Source organism: Agromyces soli, from assembly GCF_022811605.1.
Lineage (GTDB): Bacteria > Actinomycetota > Actinomycetes > Actinomycetales > Microbacteriaceae > Agromyces > Agromyces soli.
Window position 1 is genome coordinate 1079059 of record NZ_CP094533.1, and the last position, 19794, is coordinate 1098852.

General features: G+C 72.5%; 20 protein-coding genes. 12 read left to right on the forward strand and 8 right to left on the reverse strand.

The window, feature by feature from the left end; translation table 11 throughout:
• The 10 genes from MTP13_RS05135 (at nucleotide 1) to MTP13_RS05180 (ending at nucleotide 10260) form a co-directional block, all read left to right on the forward strand.
• The gene (locus MTP13_RS05135) at nucleotides 1-1299 is read left to right on the forward strand and encodes an aspartate aminotransferase family protein (protein ID WP_243570016.1); all 1299 of its coding nucleotides are present in this window, start codon (nucleotides 1-3) and stop codon (nucleotides 1297-1299) included.
• Entirely contained in the window at nucleotides 1296-3854 is a 2559-nt protein-coding gene (locus MTP13_RS05140; protein ID WP_243570017.1) for an alanine racemase, read from the forward strand. The genes MTP13_RS05135 and MTP13_RS05140 overlap by 4 nt, the downstream gene beginning before the upstream one ends.
• Complete coding sequence (locus tag MTP13_RS05145; RefSeq protein WP_243570018.1) at nucleotides 3836-4645, forward strand: SDR family NAD(P)-dependent oxidoreductase; 810 nt, start codon at nucleotides 3836-3838, stop codon at nucleotides 4643-4645. Before MTP13_RS05140 ends, MTP13_RS05145 begins: the two co-directional genes overlap by 19 nt.
• On the forward strand, nucleotides 4638-6248 hold the full coding sequence (locus MTP13_RS05150; protein WP_243570019.1) for an N-acyl-D-amino-acid deacylase family protein: 1611 nt from the start codon (nucleotides 4638-4640) through the stop codon (nucleotides 6246-6248). Before MTP13_RS05145 ends, MTP13_RS05150 begins: the two co-directional genes overlap by 8 nt.
• Nucleotides 6241-6618 carry a RidA family protein gene (locus MTP13_RS05155; RefSeq protein WP_243570020.1) on the forward strand — a complete coding sequence of 126 codons (378 nt, stop codon included), beginning with the start codon at nucleotides 6241-6243 and terminating at the stop codon, nucleotides 6616-6618. Before MTP13_RS05150 ends, MTP13_RS05155 begins: the two co-directional genes overlap by 8 nt.
• A 4-nt stretch (nucleotides 6619-6622) precedes the next feature.
• Nucleotides 6623-6913: a muconolactone Delta-isomerase family protein gene (locus MTP13_RS05160; protein WP_243570021.1), complete on the forward strand. Its 291-nt coding sequence runs from the start codon at nucleotides 6623-6625 to the stop codon at nucleotides 6911-6913.
• The gene (locus tag MTP13_RS05165) at nucleotides 6910-7761 is read left to right on the forward strand and encodes a fumarylacetoacetate hydrolase family protein (protein ID WP_243570022.1); all 852 of its coding nucleotides are present in this window, start codon (nucleotides 6910-6912) and stop codon (nucleotides 7759-7761) included. The genes MTP13_RS05160 and MTP13_RS05165 overlap by 4 nt, the downstream gene beginning before the upstream one ends.
• 85 nt (nucleotides 7762-7846) lie before the next feature.
• Entirely contained in the window at nucleotides 7847-9325 is a 1479-nt protein-coding gene (locus MTP13_RS05170; protein WP_243570023.1) for an FAD-dependent oxidoreductase, read from the forward strand.
• 144 nt (nucleotides 9326-9469) lie between these two features.
• Nucleotides 9470-9670, forward strand: coding sequence for a CsbD family protein (locus MTP13_RS05175; protein WP_243570024.1), 201 nt, complete (start codon nucleotides 9470-9472; stop codon nucleotides 9668-9670).
• Between the two features lie 107 nt (nucleotides 9671-9777).
• A complete protein-coding gene (locus tag MTP13_RS05180; protein WP_243570025.1) occupies nucleotides 9778-10260 on the forward strand; it encodes a YciE/YciF ferroxidase family protein in 483 nt (160 codons plus the stop codon).
• Between the two features lie 79 nt (nucleotides 10261-10339).
• Here MTP13_RS05180 and MTP13_RS05185 read toward each other — a convergent pair whose 3' ends face one another.
• From MTP13_RS05185 to MTP13_RS05200, 4 genes are all read right to left on the reverse strand, one after another.
• Nucleotides 10340-11590: a Dyp-type peroxidase gene (locus MTP13_RS05185; RefSeq protein WP_243570026.1), complete on the reverse strand. Its 1251-nt coding sequence runs from the start codon at nucleotides 11588-11590 to the stop codon at nucleotides 10340-10342.
• Nucleotides 11590-12171, reverse strand: coding sequence for a copper chaperone PCu(A)C (locus MTP13_RS05190; protein ID WP_243570027.1), 582 nt, complete (start codon nucleotides 12169-12171; stop codon nucleotides 11590-11592). Before MTP13_RS05190 ends, MTP13_RS05185 begins: the two co-directional genes overlap by 1 nt.
• Entirely contained in the window at nucleotides 12168-12827 is a 660-nt protein-coding gene (locus MTP13_RS05195) for a copper resistance CopC family protein (RefSeq protein WP_243570028.1), read from the reverse strand. The genes MTP13_RS05190 and MTP13_RS05195 overlap by 4 nt, the downstream gene beginning before the upstream one ends.
• Nucleotides 12828-12968: 141 nt before the next feature.
• On the reverse strand, nucleotides 12969-13571 hold the full coding sequence (locus MTP13_RS05200; RefSeq protein ID WP_243570029.1) for a hypothetical protein: 603 nt from the start codon (nucleotides 13569-13571) through the stop codon (nucleotides 12969-12971).
• A gap of 71 nt (nucleotides 13572-13642) precedes the next feature.
• On the opposite strand from MTP13_RS05200, the gene cmtR reads away from it, so the two are divergent.
• Together cmtR and MTP13_RS05210 are read left to right on the forward strand one after the other, a co-directional pair.
• Nucleotides 13643-13999, forward strand: coding sequence for a Cd(II)/Pb(II)-sensing metalloregulatory transcriptional regulator CmtR (gene cmtR / locus MTP13_RS05205; RefSeq protein ID WP_279399764.1), 357 nt, complete (start codon nucleotides 13643-13645; stop codon nucleotides 13997-13999).
• Nucleotides 13996-15942 (forward strand): heavy metal translocating P-type ATPase, encoded by a 1947-nt coding sequence (locus MTP13_RS05210; protein ID WP_243570030.1) that lies wholly within the window; start codon nucleotides 13996-13998, stop codon nucleotides 15940-15942. Before cmtR ends, MTP13_RS05210 begins: the two co-directional genes overlap by 4 nt.
• A 74-nt stretch (nucleotides 15943-16016) precedes the next feature.
• Here MTP13_RS05210 and MTP13_RS05215 read toward each other — a convergent pair whose 3' ends face one another.
• The 4 genes from MTP13_RS05215 to MTP13_RS05230 all read right to left on the reverse strand — a co-directional run bounded on the left by MTP13_RS05215 (nucleotide 16017) and on the right by MTP13_RS05230 (nucleotide 19274).
• Nucleotides 16017-17000: a hypothetical protein gene (locus tag MTP13_RS05215; RefSeq protein ID WP_243570031.1), complete on the reverse strand. Its 984-nt coding sequence runs from the start codon at nucleotides 16998-17000 to the stop codon at nucleotides 16017-16019.
• An 83-nt stretch (nucleotides 17001-17083) separates the two neighbouring features.
• Nucleotides 17084-17695 carry an ATP-binding cassette domain-containing protein gene (locus tag MTP13_RS05220; protein ID WP_243570032.1) on the reverse strand — a complete coding sequence of 204 codons (612 nt, stop codon included), beginning with the start codon at nucleotides 17693-17695 and terminating at the stop codon, nucleotides 17084-17086.
• A complete protein-coding gene (locus MTP13_RS05225) occupies nucleotides 17692-18765 on the reverse strand; it encodes a peptidoglycan-binding domain-containing protein (protein WP_243570033.1) in 1074 nt (357 codons plus the stop codon). The genes MTP13_RS05220 and MTP13_RS05225 overlap by 4 nt, the downstream gene beginning before the upstream one ends.
• The gene (locus MTP13_RS05230; RefSeq protein WP_243570034.1) at nucleotides 18762-19274 is read right to left on the reverse strand and encodes a hypothetical protein; all 513 of its coding nucleotides are present in this window, start codon (nucleotides 19272-19274) and stop codon (nucleotides 18762-18764) included. Before MTP13_RS05230 ends, MTP13_RS05225 begins: the two co-directional genes overlap by 4 nt.
• Between the last annotated feature and the right edge of the window lie 520 nt (nucleotides 19275-19794).

Sequence of the window (19794 nt, forward strand, 5' to 3'; positions counted from 1 at the left end):
ATGGTGATCACCGACTGGCCCGAATCGCGCGCTCGTTTCGCGCGCGCCCGCACCTCGCTCGTCGGGGGCGTCAGCTCCGGTCTGCGCGCCCAGATGCGCCCGCTCCCGCTGAGCTTCGACTCGGCCGACGGCGCGAGGATGACGGACGCCGACGGAAACCGCTACCTCGACTACATGCTCGCCTGGGGGCCGCTCTTCCTCGGCCACGGACACCCGGCCGTCGTCGCCGCGGTCGGCGAGCAGCTGCACCGGGCGCAGGCGTTCGGCGCCGGCCACCGGCTCGAGTACGAGACCGCCGAGCTCCTGCTGGAGATCACGCCGGGCGCCGAGCGGGTGCTCTGGTCGAACACGGGCTCCGAGGCCGTGCAGGTGGCGTTGCGCCTCGCCCGCGCCGCGACCGGTCGTCAGCGCTTCGTCAAGTTCGCCGGGCACTACCACGGCTGGCAGGACAACGTCCTGATCAACTACCGCGGCGCGGACGCGCTCGACGATTCCCGGCCCGTCCCCACCTCGGCCGGGCAGTCGGCAGCGGCGATGAGCGACGCGCGCATCGCGCGCTGGAACGACCTCGGCTCCCTCGAACGGTTGCTCGCCGACCCGGCGAACGACGTGGGCGCCGTCATCCTCGAGCCGGTGCTCGCGAACAGCGGGCTGATCGAGCCCGCCCCCGGGTTCCTCCAGAGCGTTCGGGAGCTCTGCGACCGGTACGGCCAGGTGCTCATCTTCGACGAGGTCATCACTGGTGCGCGGCTCGCCCTCGGCGGGGCGCGGGAGTTCTACGGCGTCATCCCCGATCTCTCGACGATGGCGAAGGGCATCGCGAGCGGGTTCTCCCTCGCCGCGGTCGTGGGTCGGCGGGACATCCTCGGGCTGGCGCTCGGCGGGGTCGTCCACGCGGGGACCTACAACGGCAGCCCGATCGCGTTGGCCGCAGCGCACGCGACCCTTGCGACGCTGCGCGAGACGCGACCGCACGCGCACGCCTCGGCGCTCGCCGCCACCCTGGCGACGGGGCTCGCCTCGGCGTTCGCTCGCGCCGGTCTGCCGGCGACCGCCCACGCGGTCGGCCCGATCGCGCAGCTGGTGCTCGGCCCGGAGCGGCCGGTCGGCGTCGAGGACTACCTGGCGAGCGACTTCGCGGCGTACGACGACGTCCTCGAGGCCATGGCGGCGAGAGGCTCGCTCGGCCTGCCCGGCGGACGATGGTACGTGTCCGCGGCGCACACCGCCGACGACATCGCCGAGACGGTCGCGGCCGCCGAGTCCGCCGCGGCCGCCCTCGCGGGCGCGCGGTCGTGAGAGCCGCCGTCGCCGTCGCCGCGATCCCGGTTCCGGTCGGCATCCCGATCGGAGGCAACGCCCGCGCCGACAAGGGCGCGCGGGGCGTGCACGACCCCGTCACGGTCACCGTGCTCGCGGTCGAGGGCGAGGGCGGCACGATCGCCCTCGCCCAGCTCGACCTCATCGGGCTCTCCACAGGCCTCCTCGAGGCCGTCGACGTCGGAGTCCGGGCGGCGGCGGGCGGCAGTGCGATCGAGGTCGTGCTCTGCGCCACCCACACGCACTCCGCGCCGGACGTGCTGCGCGGCTTCGGCTTCGACGACCACGACTACGCCGCCGTCGACGCGTGGGAGGCGGTCGCCTCCGAGATCGTGATCGCCACGGTGCTCCGAGCGGCCGCCGGCCTCGAGGACGCCGAGCTCCGCCTCGGCCTCGGCCGGGTGCCGGGCGTCGCGCACAACCGCCGGCTGCTCCGCGCCGACGGCAGCATCCGGATGAACTGGACGGACGCCGAGGGCGGCGCCGCCGAGCGGCCGGCCGAGCTCGTCGACGAGGAGCTGACCGTCGTCCGCATCGCGGGTACCGGCGGGACGCTCGGCGTCGTCGTCCACTTCGCCCTGCACCCGGCGGTCCTCGTCGGGCTCGACGGCAAGATCTCGGCCGACTGGGTGCATTTCCTGCGCGAGCGCGTGCGCGCGGTGGTCGGCGACGTGCCCGTGCTCTTCCTGAACGGCGCGATGGGCGACGTGAACCACATCGGGCCCGGCGCGGTCCGCCGCGAGACGGGCTTCGCCGAGGCGGAGCGCGTGGGACGGGCGATCGCGGACGTCGCGCTCGCCGTCCTCGACGGGCCCGGCGAGGCGCTCGGTGGACGGCCCGAACTCGTGCGTCGGCGGTACCGGCTCCGGCAGCGCGTCCCGGCGCCGGAGGACCTCGCCGCCGCCGCGGCGCTCGTCGAAGCCGCGGGCGGCGTGCAGGCGGACGCGCTCGACGGCATCCCGCCGCTCGCGTATGCGCACTGGACCGTCCGGCGCGGCGTAGCGCTCGCCGAGGAGCTCGAGGTCGACGCAGCGGTGCTCCGACTCGGGCGGCTCGCGCTCGTGCTTCTGCCGTTCGAGGTCTTCACGCGGTTCGGGCTCGAACTGCGCCGGACGACGCCCCACCTCGTGGCGAAGCTCGTGAGCCTCGGCGCCGGCCCCTACTTCGGCTATCTGCCGACCGCCGAGGCGTTCGACCAGGGCGGATACGAGCCGACGCTCGGGACGAGCACGATCGCGCGCGGTGAAGGCGAGGCACTCCTCGCGGCCGTCGCCGCCGAGTTGGACGCCCTCGAGGACCGACCGCTGCGTGGCGACGAGAAGTCCTGCCAGCCGGGCTGGTCCGGGCTGAGCTCGCGGACACTCCGAGGGAGGCGCCTGAAGCTCGCAGAGCTCCGCACGCCGCAGCTGCTGCTCGAGGGGGCCGCCCTGCGCCACAATCTCGACGCGATGGCGAATTGGGCCCGCGTTCGCGGGGCCCTGCTCGCGCCGCACGGCAAGACGACGATGGCCCCGCAGCTCTGGCGGCGGCAGCTCGACCGCGGGGGGTGGGGGATCACCGTCACGACCCGTCAGCAGGCCGAGGTGGCCGTCACCGCCGGCGTGCCGGCGGTGCAGCTCGCGATGCCGGTCGCCGAGGCGACCTTCGCAGACTGGATCGTCGCGTCGTCATCCGCCGCCGACCGTCGGGGGACCCGCTTCCTCTGCTGGGTGGACTCCGTCGTCGTCGTCGAGCTCCTCGGTGCAGCGGTGCGCCGTGCGCCGGGGGCCCGACCCCTCGACGTCCTCGTCGAGCTGGGGCACGACGGCGGGCGCACCGGCGCGCGCGGCGGCGCGGCGGCGCTGCGCCTCGCGGAAGCGATCGTGGCCGAGCCCGGCCTCGCGCTGCGCGGGATCGCCGGGTACGAGGGCACCGCAGCCCACGGCGGGGACGCCGCGTCGCTGGACGCCGTCGACGGCTTCCTCCGCGAGCTCGCCGAGGCCGCCGCGGCCGTCGGTGGAATGATCGACGGCGACACGCTCGTGTCGGTCGGCGGCAGCGCGTACTTCGACCGGGTGGTGGCGATCCTCGGGGCATGTCCCGGCCTCCGCCTGATGCTCCGCAGTGGCGGATACGTCACGCACGACGAGGGCTACTACGCGGGTGTCACCCCCTCTGTGAGGGCGGCCGGGCCGGCGCTCCGACCGGCCATCACGGTCTGGACCCGGATCGTGTCCGTCCCGGAGCCGGGCCTCGCCCTGATCGACGCAGGGCGCCGCGACCTGCCGTACGACGAGGGCCTCCCCGTCCCGAAGCTGCACCTGCACGACGGCCGGCCCGTCGCGCTCGAGGAGTGCGAGCTCGTGGCCCTGAACGACCAGCACGGCTTCGTGCGGTTCCCGGCCGGGCTCGGGCTCCGCGTCGGGGAGCTGCTCGGGCTCGGGATCTCCCACCCGTGCGCCGCGCTCGACCGCTGGGGCGCGCTGCCGGTCGTTGCGAGCGACGCCGACGGCACGATCGAGATGGAGGAACTGCTGTGGACGCACTTCGGCTGAACCCCGGTGGCGGCGACGTCGCGTTCGACTTCGGGGGGCGTCGCGTGCTCGTCACGGGCGGGGCATCCGGGATCGGCCTGACGATCGCCGCGCGGTTCGCGGCGGCGGGGGCGCACCCCGTCGTGGTCGACGTCGACGAGGACGCGCTCGCCGCGGTCTGCGGGCTCGTCCCGGGAGCGACGGCCATCCGTCTCGACGTCACGGACGCCGCCGCGGTGACCGACTTCGCCGCTGCGCACGGACCCTTCGACGTCGCCGTCAACAACGCCATGATCTGCGGCGACGACGACTTCCTCAGTGCCACGCCCGAGCAGCTCCGCCGGGAGGTCGACGTGAACCTCGTGGCGCCCATGCTCGTCACGCGGGCCGTGCTGCCGGCCATGGTCGACCGGGGAGCCGGCGCGATCGTCAACGTATCCTCGATCAACGCGCTCCAGCACCTCGGCAACGAGGCGTATTCGGCCGCCAAAGCCGGCCTCCAGAGCCTCACCCGTTCCGTGGCGACCGAGTACGGCCGGCACGGCGTCCGCTGCAACGCGATCGCACTCGGCACTGTGGACACGCCGTACTGGTCGGAGCGGCGCGCCGCCGACCCGGGTGTGCTCGACCGACTGGAGCGCTGGTACCCCCTGCGGCGGATCGGCACGCCGGAGGACGCCGCGGCGGCCGTGCTTTTCTTCGCCTCGAGCGCGGCCCGCTGGATCACCGGGGCCGTGCTCACCGTCGACGGCGGCTTCACCGCGGGCAACCTGCGGATGTCCGACGACATCCACGGGGAACGACGTGACTGACGGCAGCCTGCTCGTCCGCGACGCCCGGGTGCTCGCCGGTGACGAGCTCGTCCGCGCCGACGTGCGCATCGACGGCGAGCGGATCGGCGAGCTGGGCCCGGTCGGCACGCTGACCGCGCCCGAAGTGCTCGATGCAGGAGGCCGACTCGTGCTGCCTGGCTTCGTCGATGCGCACAGCCATGCGGACGGCGCCGTCTTCGCCGAGGGCGTGCAGCTCGCGCTGCTCCGGCAGGGCGTCACCTCCATCGTCATCGGGCAGGACGGCGTCTCGTACGCCCCCGGCGATGGCGCCTACGCGCGCGAGTACTTCGGCGCGCTCCTCGGCGACCACCCGGGATACCGGGGCGGCGGGATCGCGGAGCTGCTGGCCGGCTACGACGGGACCAGCCCCATCAACGTCGCCGCGCTCGCCCCCCTCGGCACGATCCGGCACGGGGTCATGGGCGACCGCGCCGACGCCCCCACCGCGCGCGAGCTCGGCGCCATGCGCGATGCGGTGGCGGCCGCCATGCAGGAGGGGGCCGTCGGCGCCTCGAGCGGGCTCGACTACTTCCCCGGCGCGCACGCGAGCGACGCGGAGCTCGCCGCCCTGCTGCAGCCGGTCGCCGCGGTCGACGGCGTCTATGTGACGCACATGCGGCACGGCTACGAGTCACAGGTCGGGATCGGCGTCGCCGAGGTCGCCGGGATCTGCCGTGAAGCGCGGGTCCGCGGGCACGTCTCGCACCTGCACGGCCCGCTCCCGCTCGTCCGGCGGGCGCTCGCCGAGGCCTCCGCGAGCGGCGTCGAGCTCAGCTTCGACTCCTACCCCTACGCCCGCGGCTGCACCCTCCTCGCGATGGCGGTGCTGCCGGCGGAGCGGCTCAGCCGCGGACCTGCCGCCGCCCTCCGCTGGCTGTCTACCCGCAGCGCGCAGCGCTGGCTGGTCGAGGAGTGGCTGCCCGGACTCGGCCACCGCCCGGATGTCGGGACGGACTGGCCCGCGCTGCTGACCGTCGCGGGCGTCGAGCGGGCCGAGGACGCGTGGGTCACCGGCCTCACGATCCGGGCGGCCGCGGCGCGCACCGGCAAAACCCCCGAAGCATTCGTCGTCCGCCTGCTGGCCGAGAACGCGTTGAACGTCACGGCCGTGATGGCGGTGCCGTCGCCGCGTCCGTGGAACGTGCTCGCGCGGATCGCCGAGCTGCCCGGGCATGTGGCCGGCTCCGACGGGATCTACATCGGCGGCGCGCCGCACCCGCGGGGCTGGTCCACTTTCACCCGGTTCTTCCTGCGGAAGGTGGTCCAGTCCGGCGAGTGGAGCGTCGCGGAGGCCGTCGAGCACCTGAGCGCTCGCGCCGCGCGGCGCTTCGATCTCGGTGCACGGGGCCGCGTCGCCCGGGGTTGGACCGCCGATCTCGTGCTGCTCGACCCCGCCGCGCTCGTCGACGCCGCCGGCTACGGGGCGCCGCTCGTGTCCGGCGGCGTCGACGACGTCCTCGTCGGAGGCCGCCTCGTCCTGCGGGACGGTCGCCTCACCGGCGAGCACGCCGGGCGAGGCATCCGCCGGTCCCGGATCCGCACCCCCCACGACCCCATCGAACAGGAGCCGCTCCATGTCTGACTCGTCCACCGAGCCCCGCTACCCGGCCGCAGACGGGCCGTACGCCGCGTCGTCCCGAGCGGGAGACCTGCTCTTCCTCGCGGGGCAGGGCCCGTTCCTCCCCGACGGCGCGCTCGTCGAGGGGCCGTTCGCCGAGCAGGTGCGCCAGACGTTCCGCAACCTCGACGCGGTCGCGCGGGACGCCGGGTCGTCGCTCGCCTCGGCCGTGCGCGTCGGTGCGTACCTCAGCACCATGAACCACTACGAGGAGTTCAACCGGGTCATGGCCGAGTTCTTCCCGCACACCAGGCCGGCCCGCACCACGATCCCGGTGGACCTCCGCGGCTTCGACGTCGAGATCGACGCCGTCATCGACCTGGCGAGGCGGTGACCGGATGGCCGAGTACCTGGTGCGGCTGACGATCGGCGAGGAGCCGCCGGCCGAACTCGCTGCCGAGCTCCGCGCGGCCGAAGCGGAGCGTGCCGCGGCGCTCGCCCGCGACGGCGCGCTGATTCGACTCTGGCGGCCCGAAGGTCAGGCCGGGAACATCGGGCTCTGGCGGGCGGAGAACGTGTCGCGGCTCCGCGAGCACCTGGCGTCGCTGCCGCTCGCCCCGTACCTCCGGACCGAGGTCATGCCCCTCGAACCGCACCCCTACGATCCGGCCGGGGAGGTCGCAGCATGAGATTCCTCCGCATCGGTCCCGCCGGCGCCGAGCGCCCGGTCGCGGTCGATCGCACCGGTGCCGCGTACGGGCTGCGCCCGCTCACCGAAGACATCACCGCCGAGTTCCTCGCCGCGGAACCCGCTCCACGCACGGCGGCCGCGATCGCGGCCGGCCGCCTCCCACGCATCGAGCTCGCGGGCGAACGGATCGGGGCTCCGCTCGCCCGGGCCGCGTCGATCATCTGCATCGGCATGAACTACGCCGCGCACGCGGCGGAGTCGGGCGCCGCGCCGCCCCCGGAGCCGGTCGTCTTCTTCAAGAAGCCGAACACGATGGTCGGTCCGAACGATCCGATCGAGCTGCCGCCCGGCTCGCTGCACCTCGACTGGGAGGTCGAGCTCGCCGTGGTGATCGGGCGGCCCGCACGCGGCCTCGACCCGGCCGCCGACCCGCTCGAGCTGGTCGCCGGCTATGCCCTCACGAACGATCTCAGCGAGCGCGAGCTGCAGCTCGACCGTTCGGGCGGGCAGTGGTCGAAGGGGAAGTGCGCGCCCGGCTTCGCTCCGCTCGGTCCGTGGATCGCGACCCCGGACGAGTTCGCCGACGTGCAGCGGATCGCGCTGCGGAGCTGGGTGAACGACGAGCCCAGGCAGGACTCGACGACCGCCGACATGGTCTTCCCCGTCGCCGAGATCCTCCGCGACCTGCTCGCGTGCATGCCGCTCGAGCCCGGTGACGTCATCCTGACCGGGACCCCGGAGGGCGTCGCGCTCTCGGGTCGATTCCCGTACTTGCGTGCTGGCGACCGGGTGCGGATGTCGGCCGACGGCCTCGGCGAGATCGAGCAGCTCGTCGTCGCGCGCTGAGCCGCCGCTCATCGATCGCGGCGGCGAGGTCCGCCGATCCTGTCAACCCCGTGCGGAACGGCGGCGGCTCGCCGAGCATGGGGCCATGACCTCGATCTGGGATGCCTCAGCCCTGCCGCAGCTCGACTCCGCGCCGGGGCCGCCGCCCGAGGGGTGCGAGGTCGTGGTGATCGGCGCCGGCGTCGTGGGGGTGAGCGCGGCGGTGCGGCTGGCCCGCTCGGGCCGACGGGTCGCGGTGATCACTGACGGTGAACCGGGCGGCGGCACCACCGGGCGCTCGACCGGCAAGCTGACCCTGCTGCAGGGCACCCGGCTCAGCCAGGTGCGCCACGGAGCGTCCGAGGCGGTGGCTGCGGCCTACCTCGAGGCAGGGCGGGTCGGTCTCGACTGGCTGACCGCGCTCGGACTGCCGGAGGGCGAGGCGTGGCGCACCGCGCCCGCGTACACCGCCGCGATCACCGAGGAGGGGGCGGCGAAGGTGCAGGCGGAGTTCGAGACGGCGAGCGCGCTCGGCCTCCCGGTGCAGCGGGCGGACGCCTCGGAGTCGCCCTTCCCGGCCGAGCTGGTCGTGCGGCTCGACGGGCAGGTCATGGCCGACCCGATGGTGCTCGTCGCGCGTCTCGTCGAGGAGGCGACGGGCGCTGGAGCGGTCTTCGTCACCGGGTGTCGGGTGACCCGGGTGGAGGTCGACGGCGACCAGGTCCAGCTCACCACGGAGCGCGGGAAGCTGCGGGCCGACCACGCGATCGTCGCGACCGGCAGCCCCATCGTCGACCGCGGCGGCGACTTCGCACGCCTCAAGGCCTCGCGTTCTCGGGTCGCCGTGTTCCGGGCGCCGGGCGCCGTGCTGCGCGGCATGCACCTGACGGTCGACGCCGAGCCACGCTCTCTGCGCCCGGTCAGGCGCGACGGGGTCGACTTTCTGCTCGCGGCCGGCTCGGCCTCGGTGGTCGGCCGGGCGCACTCGGCGGCGGCGCTCGCCGAGGAGCTCCGGGCCGCCGTGATCCAGCGCTTCCCCGACGCGGAGCCGGTGGCGGAGTGGGCGGCGCAGGACTACGAGTCGCTCGACGGCGCGCCGTACGCGGGACCGGTCGGCGGCACCGGTCGCATCCATGTGGCGACGGGGTTCGGCAAGTGGGGGCTCACGGTCGGGGCCGCCGCGGCGCTCGCGGTCGCCGACGGCATCCTGGATCACCGTCCGGACTGGGCGGACCGGCTCTTCGACCGGCGTCCGACGCTCGGCGACGCGGCCACGGCGATCGGCTGGAACGCGCAGGTCGCCGGCCGGCTCGTGAGCGGGCTGGCGTCGAGCGCGGTCATCGGCGATCGCGAGTTGGCGGAGGGGGAGGGCCGGGTCGAGGTCGACGGCGTGCATCCGGTCGCGGTGAGTCGCGTCGGCGGCACCGAGCGGAAGGTCTCGGCGATCTGCACCCACCTCGGCGGCGTGCTCGCGTGGAACGACGCGGAATGCAGCTGGGACTGCCCTCTGCACGGGTCGCGCTTCGCCGCCGACGGCCGCCGCCTCGAGGGGCCGGCCGAGCGGGATCTCGAGCCCCGCGACTGACTGTCACACGGCATCCCGCGCGCGCCTTCCACATCGCCCAGGAGCTGTCAATCCCTTGGTCGTTCGCGCGGGGTGGTGCGACCGTGGAGTGGTCGGCGCCGAACGGGCGCCGAAGGGCGAACCGACATCGAGGGGAGACCGACCATGGGACTCGGAGACAAGGCCAAGCACGCCGCTGAGGAGCTCGCCGGCAAGGCGAAGCAGGGCATCGGCAAGGCGACCGGCAATGAGGAGCTCGAGGCCGAGGGCCGCGCCGACGAGGCGAAGGCCGACCTCAAGCAGGCCGGAGACAAGGCCAAGGATGCCGGCAACGACGTGAAGGACGCCTTCACGGGTCGGGACTGACGGCAACGTACGAGGCCCGGACGACCGCAGGTCGCCCGGGCCTCTGCCGTCGCCCGGGCCGACCAGTACGCACGCACGATGAGCATGTATCCAGGGGAGGAGACGACATGCCCAAGCAGACACTCGAGAGCCCGCAGGACCTGCTGCACTTCCAGCTCCGCACGGCGATGACGATGGAGAACGACTCGCTCGCGGCGCTGCAGGAGCTCGCAGGGGCGGTGAAGAGTGCGGAGATCCGCAAGCTCTTCAAGCACCACCAGGACGAGACGAAGGAGCAGATCGCCAATCTGCAGGAGGCGTTCCGCCTGCTCGAGTTCAAGGAGTCCACGGCACCGTCGCCGAGTACGAAGGGCATCAGCAAGCAGGCGGCGTCGCTGCTCGAGCGCAGTGCCCCGAAGCTCCGAGACCAGGTGGCGCTCGCGAGCGCGCTCGGCAACGAGCACTACGAGATCTCGGCCTATGAGGGTCTGATCATCCCCGTCGCCGCGATGGGCGCGACGGAGGTCGAGCAGCTGCTGCGGGCGAACCTGGAGCAGGAGCAGCACACCAGCGAGGAGCTGAGAAAGACCCTGCAGACGCTCGTCGGCTGAGCCCGACGACCCCCCCGGACTTGCCCGACTTTCATGAAAGTCGGGCAAGTCGGGTGTTCGGGGCGGTGGGGGTGGGTGACTAGGCGGATGCGTCGAACAGGGTCTCCCCGATGAAGCCGCCCTCCTCGCATCCGGGCGGGATCGCGAACACCGCCGAGCCGATCGGCGTCGTCCACTCGTTGAGCAGATCGAGCTCGTCGAGCCGGCGCTGCAGGGGGACGAACTGCCGGTCGACGTCGGCCTGGAACGACGCGAACAGCAGACCGGAGTCCGAGATCGCCCCTCCCGCCGGTGCCGCGTCGTAGTTGTACGCCCGCCGGTGGATCCGCTCGCGAGGGTCGTCGGAGCGCGCTCGCCGCAGGTGCGAGAACTCCGGGATGACGGGGAAGCCGATCGCCGTCTTCGCCTCGAAGTCGGGCTCGTCGTGCTCCTCGGTCCCGGTGAGCGGTGCACCGTTCCCGAGATGCCGGCCCACCGATTGCTCGCGACCGCCCCGATCGAGGCGGTCCCAGCGGTCGAGGTCCATCCGGATGCGCCGCAGGACGAAGCCGGAGCCGTGCTGCAACCAGCCGCCGTCGGCGCCGACCCAGACGAGCTCGTCGAAGTCGGCGTCGCCCGGCTGGGGGTTCACGGTGCCGTCGACCTGGCCGAAGAGGTTCCGCATGGTCGTGCCGGCGGGCACCGATCCCGCCGCCCGCCGGAACCCGGACTGCACCCAGCGCACGCCGGCCGCGCTCCTGGCGTCCTTCAGCAGCATGCGCAGGGCGTGCGCGACGGTGAACGGGTCGTCCGCGGCGATCTGCAGCAGCAGGTCCCCGCCGGACCAGGCGGGCTCCAGGCGATCGATGCCGAACGCCGGCAGCGGTCGCAGCCACGCCGGCGCCGCAGCCGGGGCGACGCGGCGCACGAGCTCCGGACCGAAGCCGAAGGTCACCGTGAGCCGCGCGGGCACCTCCGCGAGCTCGGGCTCGGAGTCGGCGAGCGCGGGCCGGCCCTGGGTGAGCCGGGCCGCGTCGTCGCTCAGCACCGAGAGCAGCCGGCGGATGCCGTCGCGGTCGGTCTGCGGCGCCAGCTCGAGCGCGACGAACGCGGCGTGCGCCTGCGGGGTCGTCGCGATGCCGGCCTGATGGCGGCCGTGGAACGGTACCGTCGCGGTGCCGAGCGCGGCCGCAGGGGCGGCGTCGCCCGCCGGTCCGGCGCCGCGCTCGGCGCCGGAGCGGATGAGGGCGTCCGCCCCGACCGTGGCCGCCGCGCCGAGGCCGGCGACGGCTCCTCCGAGGAGGAGCCGCCGCCGGGTCAGCCCGCGGCGCGTATCGGGCTCGGGGGTCATCAGTGCCCCGAGCCGTGCCCGGCGTCGCCCATGTCCATGCCGTCCATGTCGCCGCCCTCGTAGTTCTCGTTCGCGCCCGCGTAGTCCTTCGCCGGGGCGGTGAACGTCGAGCTCGAGCCGTCGGCGAAGCCCAGCGTGAACACGTACTCCTCGCCGGCGAGGATCGGGCCGCCGAGCTCCATCAGCATGAGGTGGGTGCCGCCCGGCGCGAGGCTCAGCGAGCCGCCGGCCGGGATGACGAAGCCGCCGTCCTTCTCTCGCATGACCATCTCGCCGGTCTCGTTCTCGACGGTCTCGTGCAGTTCGACGCGGCCGGCGAGTCCGGTCTCGGCCGAGACGATGGTGATCGGCTCCGGCCCGGTGTTCTCGAGCTCGCCGAACGCGGCCGACATGGCCTCGTCGCCGGCCTTCACCCAGGCATCGGTCACGGTGAGCTGCGACGCCTCGGTCGCGGTCGGCTCGGTGCTCGGCGTCGGGGCCGCCGCGCCGGCGCAGGCGCTCAGGAGGAGCGCGGTCGCGGCGGCGAGGGCGAGTCCGGCGGTGCGGCGGGTGCGTGCGGTGGTCGTCGGTGCGGTGTTCATTCGTGGTCGTCCTTCGTTCGTTCGTCGAGTTCGTTCGTCGCTCCGGTGCGCTTCCGGCCGGCGAGGTGCACCGCGAGCCAGAGGAGCAGCGCGGCGCCCGCGCCGCCGGCGGCGAGGAGCAGGGTTCGGATGGTGGGATCAAGGCCCGGTTCGGGACCGGATGCGTCGGTGGACTCGTCCTGCGCGGGCGCGGGTGTCACGGCGTCCGGCGCCTCGGCGTCCGGCTCCGCCGCGGGTGCGCCGCCGGGCTCGCTCGCGGCCGGGGCATCCCCGACCGTGAACGGGACGAGCCCGGTGATCGGGTGCCCGTCGGACGAGACGACGCGCCAGCGCACCTCGTATCGTCCGTCGGGCATCCCGCTGCGCAGCTCGGCGCGCACCGTGTCGCCCTCGAGCGACACGGCCGAGGCCGTCCAGTCGGCGCCGTCGGCGTCGGCCACGACGATCGCCGCGCCGAGCGGCAGCACCTCGTCGGAGAAGCGCAGCGAGACGTCGGCAGGCGCAGTGGCGAGCTCGTCGCCGGTGGCTGGAGCGCTGCCGAGGAGCTCGTCGTGCGCCGCGGCCGGCAGGGCCGACGCGAGGCTCAGGGACGCCGCGAGCGTCGCGCCCGCGAGGGACGCGACGAGGACGCGGCGCCCACGTCGGTGGGTGGGCATGGAAGTTCCTCCAGGGGTCGTCGCCGCGCGGGCGCGCGAGGTCGCCGCGCGACGCGGTCGGTTCCGGCTCGTGCCGTGCCGACGGGCGCGCGGGCGACGACCGGCGCGCGAGAGGCGGCCGGTCGCTCCGGGAGCGGTCGGTTACGGCGTGACGAGCCGCGGCGGACCGCGGACCGGGGTGACCGGATCGGCTGCGCGCCGCTGCGGCACGGCCAGCGTGAAGACGCCGGCGACGAGCGGCGGTGCTGGCCGCGGGGAGAGCTCGGCGGTGACGCGCGGAAGGACGGCCGCCCAGACGCGGTCGCGGACGGCGACGATCGCGTGGAGCACCCGCTCGCCCTGGTACAGCGCGGCGATCGTGAGCACCGCGGCGAGCGCGTGGGCGGCCCACATGTCGGGCTGCGCGTGGGCGAGGTGCACGCTGGGTTCGGCGAGCGTGATCGCCCCGCCGTGGCCGGCGTGGGCGGCGCCGGCCGCCTCGCTCGTAGCACGGGTGAGCGGCCCGGGCGTGCCGAGCACGAACAGGCTGTGGAAGAGGGTCTGGCTGATCGCGACCGAGAGGCTCAGCCGGACGAGCGAGAGCCGCCGCCCCGCGAGCAGGACGCAGACGAGCAGCGAGAGCGCGAACGGCACCGCGACGCCGGCGAAGCCGGGCAGCGCGCCGCCACCGAGCAGGTGGCCGAAGAGGGCGACGGACGCGGCGAGCAGTCCCCGGAGGGTGCGACCGCGCCTCGCATCATGCACGGGACCATCCTCGCAGACGGGCTCGCCGGGCGAAGACCGAGATACGTCAGTCGAGACTGTATAGTCATCGTGTGCTGACCATTGCCGCCCGGCTCGACGTGCTCAACCGGCTCGGCCGTGCCATGGCCGACCCGACGCGCTCACGCATCCTGCTCTCCCTGCTCGAGCGCCCGGGCTACCCGGCCGAGCTCGCCCGAGAGCTCGAGCTGACCCGCACGAATGTCTCCAACCACCTGGCCTGCCTCCGCGGCTGCGGGCTCGTCGTCGCCGCACCCGAAGGCCGGCGCACCCGCTACGAGATCGCCGACCCGCATCTCGTCCGGGCCATCGGCGAGCTCGTCGAGACCGTGCTCGCCGTCGACGACGGGGCGCCCTGCCTCGACGAGCACTGCGACGTTCCGCTCTGCTGCGGTCCCGGTGCCGCATGAGCGAGGAGTGCTGCGGCCCGGCGGAAGCCCACGCCGAAGCCCACGCCGCCGCCGAGTCGGATGCCTCACGGCCGCCGTGGTGGCGCGATCCCGCGCTGCTCCCCTCCGCCATCTCAGGGCTCGCCCTCGTCACGGGCACCGCGCTCGACTGGGCCGGCATCGGCATCCCGGGTCTCGTGCTGCAGTGGCTGGCGCTGCTCGCGGGCGCGTGGACCTTCGTCCCCGGGGCGATCCGTCGTCTCCTCCGCGGCCGCCTCGGCGTCGGGCTGCTGATGACGATCGCGGCGACCGGGGCCGTGCTGCTCGGGCACGTCGGCGAGGCCGCCGCGCTCGCCTTCCTCTTCGCGCTCGCCGAGGCGCTCGAGGACCGCGCGATGGATCGCGCGAAGGAGGGACTGCGCGCCCTGCTCGCCCTCGTTCCCGAGCGCGTCCGGGTGCTCCGACCGGGCGGCGAGCTGGTGGTGCCGGCCGCACAGTTGCGCACCGGGGACCTCCTGCTCGTGGCCGCCGGCGAACGAATCGGCACCGACGGGCTCGTGGTCGAGGGGCGCTCGGCGGTCGACGCCTCGGCCGTGACCGGTGAGTCGATCCCGGTCGCGGTCGGCCCCGGCGACTCCGTGCCCGCCGGCGCGGTCAACGGCGCCGGCGCGCTCCGCGTCGAGGCCACCGCCGACGGCCGCGACAACTCGCTCACGCAGATCGTCGCCCTCGTCGAACAGGCGCATGCGCGCAAGGGCGAGCGCGCCCGACTGGCGGACCGCATCGCGCGCCCCCTCGTACCCGTCGTGCTCGTGATCGCCGCGCTCGTCGCCCTGTTCGGCTTCCTCGTCGGTGATCCCGGCACCTGGGTGGAGCGGGCGCTCGTGGTGCTCGTCGCAGCCTCTCCGTGCGCGCTGGCGATCGCGGTCCCGGTGACCGTCATCAGCGCAATCGGATCGGCCTCCAAGCTCGGCGTCGTCGTGAAGTCGGGCGAGGCGTTCGAACAGCTCGGGACGATCCGACGCGTCGCCATCGACAAGACGGGCACGCTCACCCGCAATGAGCCGACCGTCGTCGACGTGCGGGTCGCCCGAGGCCGGGATCGCGGCCGCGTGCTCGCCCTCGCCGCCGCGCTCGAAGCGGGCAGCACGCACCCGCTCGCCGCGGCCGTCACCGCCGCGGCGCCCGTGCCGGCCGGCAGCGGCGGGTTCGGCGGACTTCGTGCGAGCGAGGTCGTCGAGGACGCGGGACGCGGGATCGCCGGCCGCGTCGACGGCGTGCGCGTGCGGGTCGGCAGCGTCCGCTGGCTCCCGCCAGCCGAGCTGCAGGCGGATGCCGAGGCGATGGCCGCGGCCGGCATGACGGTTGTCGTGGTCGAGTTCGACGGCGAGGTCGCGGGCCTCCTCGGCGTGCGCGACGAGCTCCGGCCGGAGGCCGCCGAGACGATCCGGATGCTCGCCGGGCAGGGCATCGACGCGGTCATGCTCACCGGCGACGACGAGCGCACGGCGCGGGCGCTGGCTGCCCAGGCGGGCATCACCGAGGTGCACGCCGAGCAGCTGCCTGCCGACAAGGCCGCCGCCGTGCAGGCGATGCTCGCCGAGCGGCCCACCGCCATGGTCGGCGACGGCATCAACGACGCCCCGGCCCTCGCGACCGCGACGGTCGGTATCGCGATGGGCGCGCACGGCTCCGCGGCCGCGGTGGAGTCCGCCGACGTCGCGTTCACGGGGCACGATCTGCGGCTGCTGCCCGTCGCGTTCGTGCACGCCCGCCGGGGCCGGCGCATCATGACCTGGAACATCGGGCTTGCGCTCGCGATCATCGTCGTGCTGTTCCCCCTCGCGCTGTTCGGCGTGCTCGGGCTGGCGGGCGTCGTGCTCGTGCACGAGGTGGCGGAGGTCGTCGTGATCCTGAACGGCGTCCGCGCCGCCCGCCGTCCCCGCGCGCTCAGCCGGGCCTGAGGGGGCTGCCCGGACCTCGCCACCCCTTGTTATCGGCGCAGCATAGAGCTATTTCGGCGGACCTTCGTGAGCCATCATCTGTCCTTGAAGTAGCGGAAAAGGTTTCGTTCGCTGGTCGCGGCGGCCGCGATTGCTGCTCCGATTGGAGCGATCAGAGCGCTCATCGCGATCGGAGCCAGCCCGTGGATCACCGCCAGCCGGTCTTCGGCCGGGAGCTGCTGTGCGATCACCACGGCGATGCCGAGAGTGAGCAACACCGCAGGCGCTGACCATACGAGAGCCTCGAGCGCGTGAATCGCGATCAGCGACACTCTCGGCAATCCGGCGTGGAGGCTCGAAGCGATCTGCAGTTTCCGCTGCCTGACAGCTGTGAACCCGAGCAGGAATGCGACGAGGACCGCGACTGGCAGCGCGTACCGGGTAACGCGGCCGAGAAAAGCGTCTGCGCCTCTGAACTCGATGCCGTATGTGGAGTTGAGCTGGGTGACGGTGGCCTGATCCTCGTTGTCATGCTGCTTCGGTTGGAGGGCGGTGAACAGGATGGCTCGAGCGTTTGTGATTTGGGGCCATGCGCTGATCCAGCACTCGTCGAAGGCAGCCTCGTCGACCGTGGACGAGAGGGCGGCGTACCCGAGCCCAGGCCGACGTCCGTCGTTCGGATACGAGTAGGTTCCTGCGACATTGGTTGTTCCCGCGCGGGTCGTGATCTCGTCGCCGGCGCTGACGTTGAGCGTGGCCGCCAGCTCCTCGGAGATGACCAGGCCGGCGCGATTCTGGACGTCCGCACCGATGATGGCAGCGAAACCCGCCGACGTATCGAAGGAGGGAACAGGGGCGTCGGGGAGAGTGCTGATGGCGAGCTTCTTGCCGGTGTCACGGATGGCGCCTGCCGCTGAAACGTTCGGGAGGCGACCGAGGGCGTCGCAGGCGGCCGCATCGATCTCGCCCGGTGCGCTGAGGATGAAGGTTGCACCGCCGGATTGGCGGAACGCAGCCGCTGATTCGATTTCCTGTCTCGTGATGGTCGCGTCGGCGATCGTGAGGCCGGTGAGCACCACGGTGAGGAGGGTCGCGAGGACGGCGAATCGGGCGGTCCCGGAGGTGGTGTTTCGGGAGACCTCGCGAAGGAGAGCGCTGGCTTTCATGCTTCTGCGGCGTGGGCGTAGGGGGTGAGGTCGAGCTGAGCGGTGCAGGCATCTCGGGTGTTGGGATCGTGAGTTGCGATCAGCACGATGGTCGTGGGGTCCGCGATGGCGACGATCCCGGCATCGACCGCGGCTGCCGTGACGCGGTCGAGTTGCGCGGTCGGCTCATCCACGAGAAGAAGGCTTGGGTGCGTGGCGAGGCCCCGCGCAAGCATCAGGCGCTGGGCTTCACCTCCGCTCAGTTCTCGGAACTCGCGACCCGCCACGCGGTCGAGTTGGAATCGTCGGAGCAGCTCCGAGGCAGACTCCTCGGCCTGGTCGATTGTTGAGCCGGCCGCGAGGAATGGAAGCGCGACGTGATCGAGAGCGGTACGTCGGGGCGTGCCGAAGGGGTTCTGGAACACCCAGCTGATCTGCCCGATGCCTTCGTGGGTGATCCGCCCGGCTGAGGGCTTGTCGAGCTTGGCGATGAGGGAGAGCAGCGTGCTCTTTCCTGACCCGGATGGGCCGGTCAACGCGTAGACCATCCCGGGCTGGAACTCGTAGCTGAGGTGCTGGAACAGCCAGGGTGCGTTCGGAAAGCGATGGCCGAGGCCGCTGAGGGTCACTCGCAAGATGGCTGCCGCCCAGGCGAGAGATCGACAGTCTCGAGCTCGACTGCTGCTTCGACAAGGTGCACGTACGTCTGCCCTAGCTGCGAGCCGACGATCGTAACGGCATAGCCTCGCCCACCGCTCGCGACGCAGCCAGTGGTCTCGCTGATCGAGTACACCGCGGCAGGAGGGACGATCGCGACCGTGAGCGGGTTCGTCAGGCTGAGCTCGCCGGTGACTCTCTCGGATGCGGCTGGCTCGGACGTCGACTTTGCAGCGACCGCAGCGGATGAGGTGAGAAGAGCGGCGACGCCCTGCAGCTGCGCGAGAGCAGCCGGATCAGTAACGCCCCCGTCAGCCCCGACCGGGACCGTCACGGCGTCCAAGGTGAGCGAACGATCGCCCGGAGCAAGATCGGCAGGCATCTGTTGGACAGATACTCGAGTCAGCCCCCCGCGCACCGTGGCAATCGTATCGCCCACTCCGATCGACGCGCTCACCTCGGTGTCGCAGCTCGCGACAGGTGTGGACGGCATCGGGAGCCAAACGATTCGTCCCGCGGGGACGCTGCCCTCCAACGAGCTCGTGTCACCGGCTTTCCCGAAAAGGTCCTCCAGTGCTTCCACTGACCCTGAGCCGAGCGTGCCGTCTGGATGAAGCGGGTACCCAAGCCGAGCGAGCTCGGCCTGTAACACTTCCACGTCCGCGCCCTTGTCGCCGATCGTGAGATCACGCCAGAGTGGCATGGAGGTCGCGAGCGCGACGATAGGGTGGCCGTCGACGCTGATGATCGGAGAGCCCGACGCGATAGTGGAGCCGGCCACGCACGCCTGCGAAGTGACGACCCCGGCCGTGCGAGCAGTGACCGTGGTGTCTGGAGCGTGAGCGATGTCCAAGGCGACCGTGCGGGGATCACCGAACTCCTGAAGCGATACCGGCGCCTCTTCCGCTTCGACCGGGGCGGTCAATGAGGTCGGAATGGACGGGGTCAGCCAGAGCCATACTGAGATCGCGCCCGATGCGAACACCGCCGCACCCGTCAAGGCCAGCGAAGCGATCCCGGCCGCAGAAGGGCGCGTCTTCATCGCTCGGCTCTGACCATCCCGAGCGGGTCCTTCGAGCACCGCTCCAATGCCTGTTCGCCGGAGTCCTTGTCCGTGAACGGGAACGCCATCTCAGGGGCATCGCGAGTGTAGTCACTCGCGGTGTACCCGGCCGGCACAGCACGTTCCTCGACGAGGCACGCTGCGATGATCTCCGCTTCGTCCTGATTCTGCGGATTGCGCTGCATCGCGAAGTAGAGCGAAACGACCGTATTCACGCCACTGCTGACGGAGCACTCATCAGCGATCGCGTTCGCCTGATCGGGATCAGCGCCACCCAAGCCGAAGTCGAACCCGCCGCCGGGCTTGAACCCATTGAAGTCCAGGCCCCGATCCTTCATGCAGTTCCCGAATAGGTTCTCCGCCTCGGCTACCTCGCTCTCGCTGATGGAACCGTCTCGAAGGGCCTCTCGTTCGAAATCGCTGCCGGACTGTCTGAACGCATCCGCGAACTCACCAGCCCATGGCCCCGAGAACGCGGGAACCTCCACCTCGACAGCTTCTCCAGGGGCGGGGGCATCTACGGATGGCTGGCTAACACACCCGCTCAAGAACAGGGCAGCAATTCCCGCGGCAGCCAGCGCGCTAGTGACCCCATTGCGAGGCTTCATCATCCAGCCCTTCCACCGTTTGTGGTGGGCGGGATGCCACCGGGGCACCCCGCCCAACTCATCTCGGGTTAATAGTTGTAGAAGTACGCCCGGTTGTTGTTCAGGCTCGCCCTCTGGAGACGACTGTCAAGAGGAGGGTTTCCGGACACATCGATTTCGTTACACCTCAAGCAAAAGATCATTTGGGCTACCACGATCGTCAGTGCCCGTCCGCCGCAGCGTCGACGTGCCCTTCTGTCGTCCGGGACGCTGACGGCGAAGCTCGAGTTATGGATTCCGTCTTCTGGATTCCTCGTCAGGTTCTTGTTCCCTAGCGCCTCTACCGAGCGGGCCTGCTGCGATGTGGAGCAGGCCCGCCCATTGGTTCTACGAGTTGATCGGCTGCCGGCCGAAGTCGCGC

Bases quoted from the DNA above. Each gene is read 5' to 3' on its own strand.
- MTP13_RS05180 (WP_243570025.1), top strand. From the start codon at position 9,778: ATGCCCAAGCAGACACTCGAGAGCCCGCAGGACCTGCTGCACTTCCAG.
- MTP13_RS05160 (WP_243570021.1), top strand. From the start codon at position 6,623: ATGGCCGAGTACCTGGTGCGGCTGACGATCGGCGAGGAGCCGCCGGCC.
- MTP13_RS05190 (WP_243570027.1), bottom strand. From the start codon at position 12,171: ATGAACACCGCACCGACGACCACCGCACGCACCCGCCGCACCGCCGGA.
- MTP13_RS05170 (WP_243570023.1), top strand. From the start codon at position 7,847: ATGACCTCGATCTGGGATGCCTCAGCCCTGCCGCAGCTCGACTCCGCG.
- MTP13_RS05165 (WP_243570022.1), top strand. From the start codon at position 6,910: ATGAGATTCCTCCGCATCGGTCCCGCCGGCGCCGAGCGCCCGGTCGCG.
- MTP13_RS05225 (WP_243570033.1), bottom strand. From the start codon at position 18,765: ATGAAGACGCGCCCTTCTGCGGCCGGGATCGCTTCGCTGGCCTTGACG.
- MTP13_RS05175 (WP_243570024.1), top strand. From the start codon at position 9,470: ATGGGACTCGGAGACAAGGCCAAGCACGCCGCTGAGGAGCTCGCCGGC.
- MTP13_RS05135 (WP_243570016.1), top strand. From the start codon at position 1: ATGGTGATCACCGACTGGCCCGAATCGCGCGCTCGTTTCGCGCGCGCC.
- MTP13_RS05155 (WP_243570020.1), top strand. From the start codon at position 6,241: ATGTCTGACTCGTCCACCGAGCCCCGCTACCCGGCCGCAGACGGGCCG.
- MTP13_RS05195 (WP_243570028.1), bottom strand. From the start codon at position 12,827: ATGCCCACCCACCGACGTGGGCGCCGCGTCCTCGTCGCGTCCCTCGCG.
- MTP13_RS05210 (WP_243570030.1), top strand. From the start codon at position 13,996: ATGAGCGAGGAGTGCTGCGGCCCGGCGGAAGCCCACGCCGAAGCCCAC.
- MTP13_RS05185 (WP_243570026.1), bottom strand. From the start codon at position 11,590: ATGACCCCCGAGCCCGATACGCGCCGCGGGCTGACCCGGCGGCGGCTC.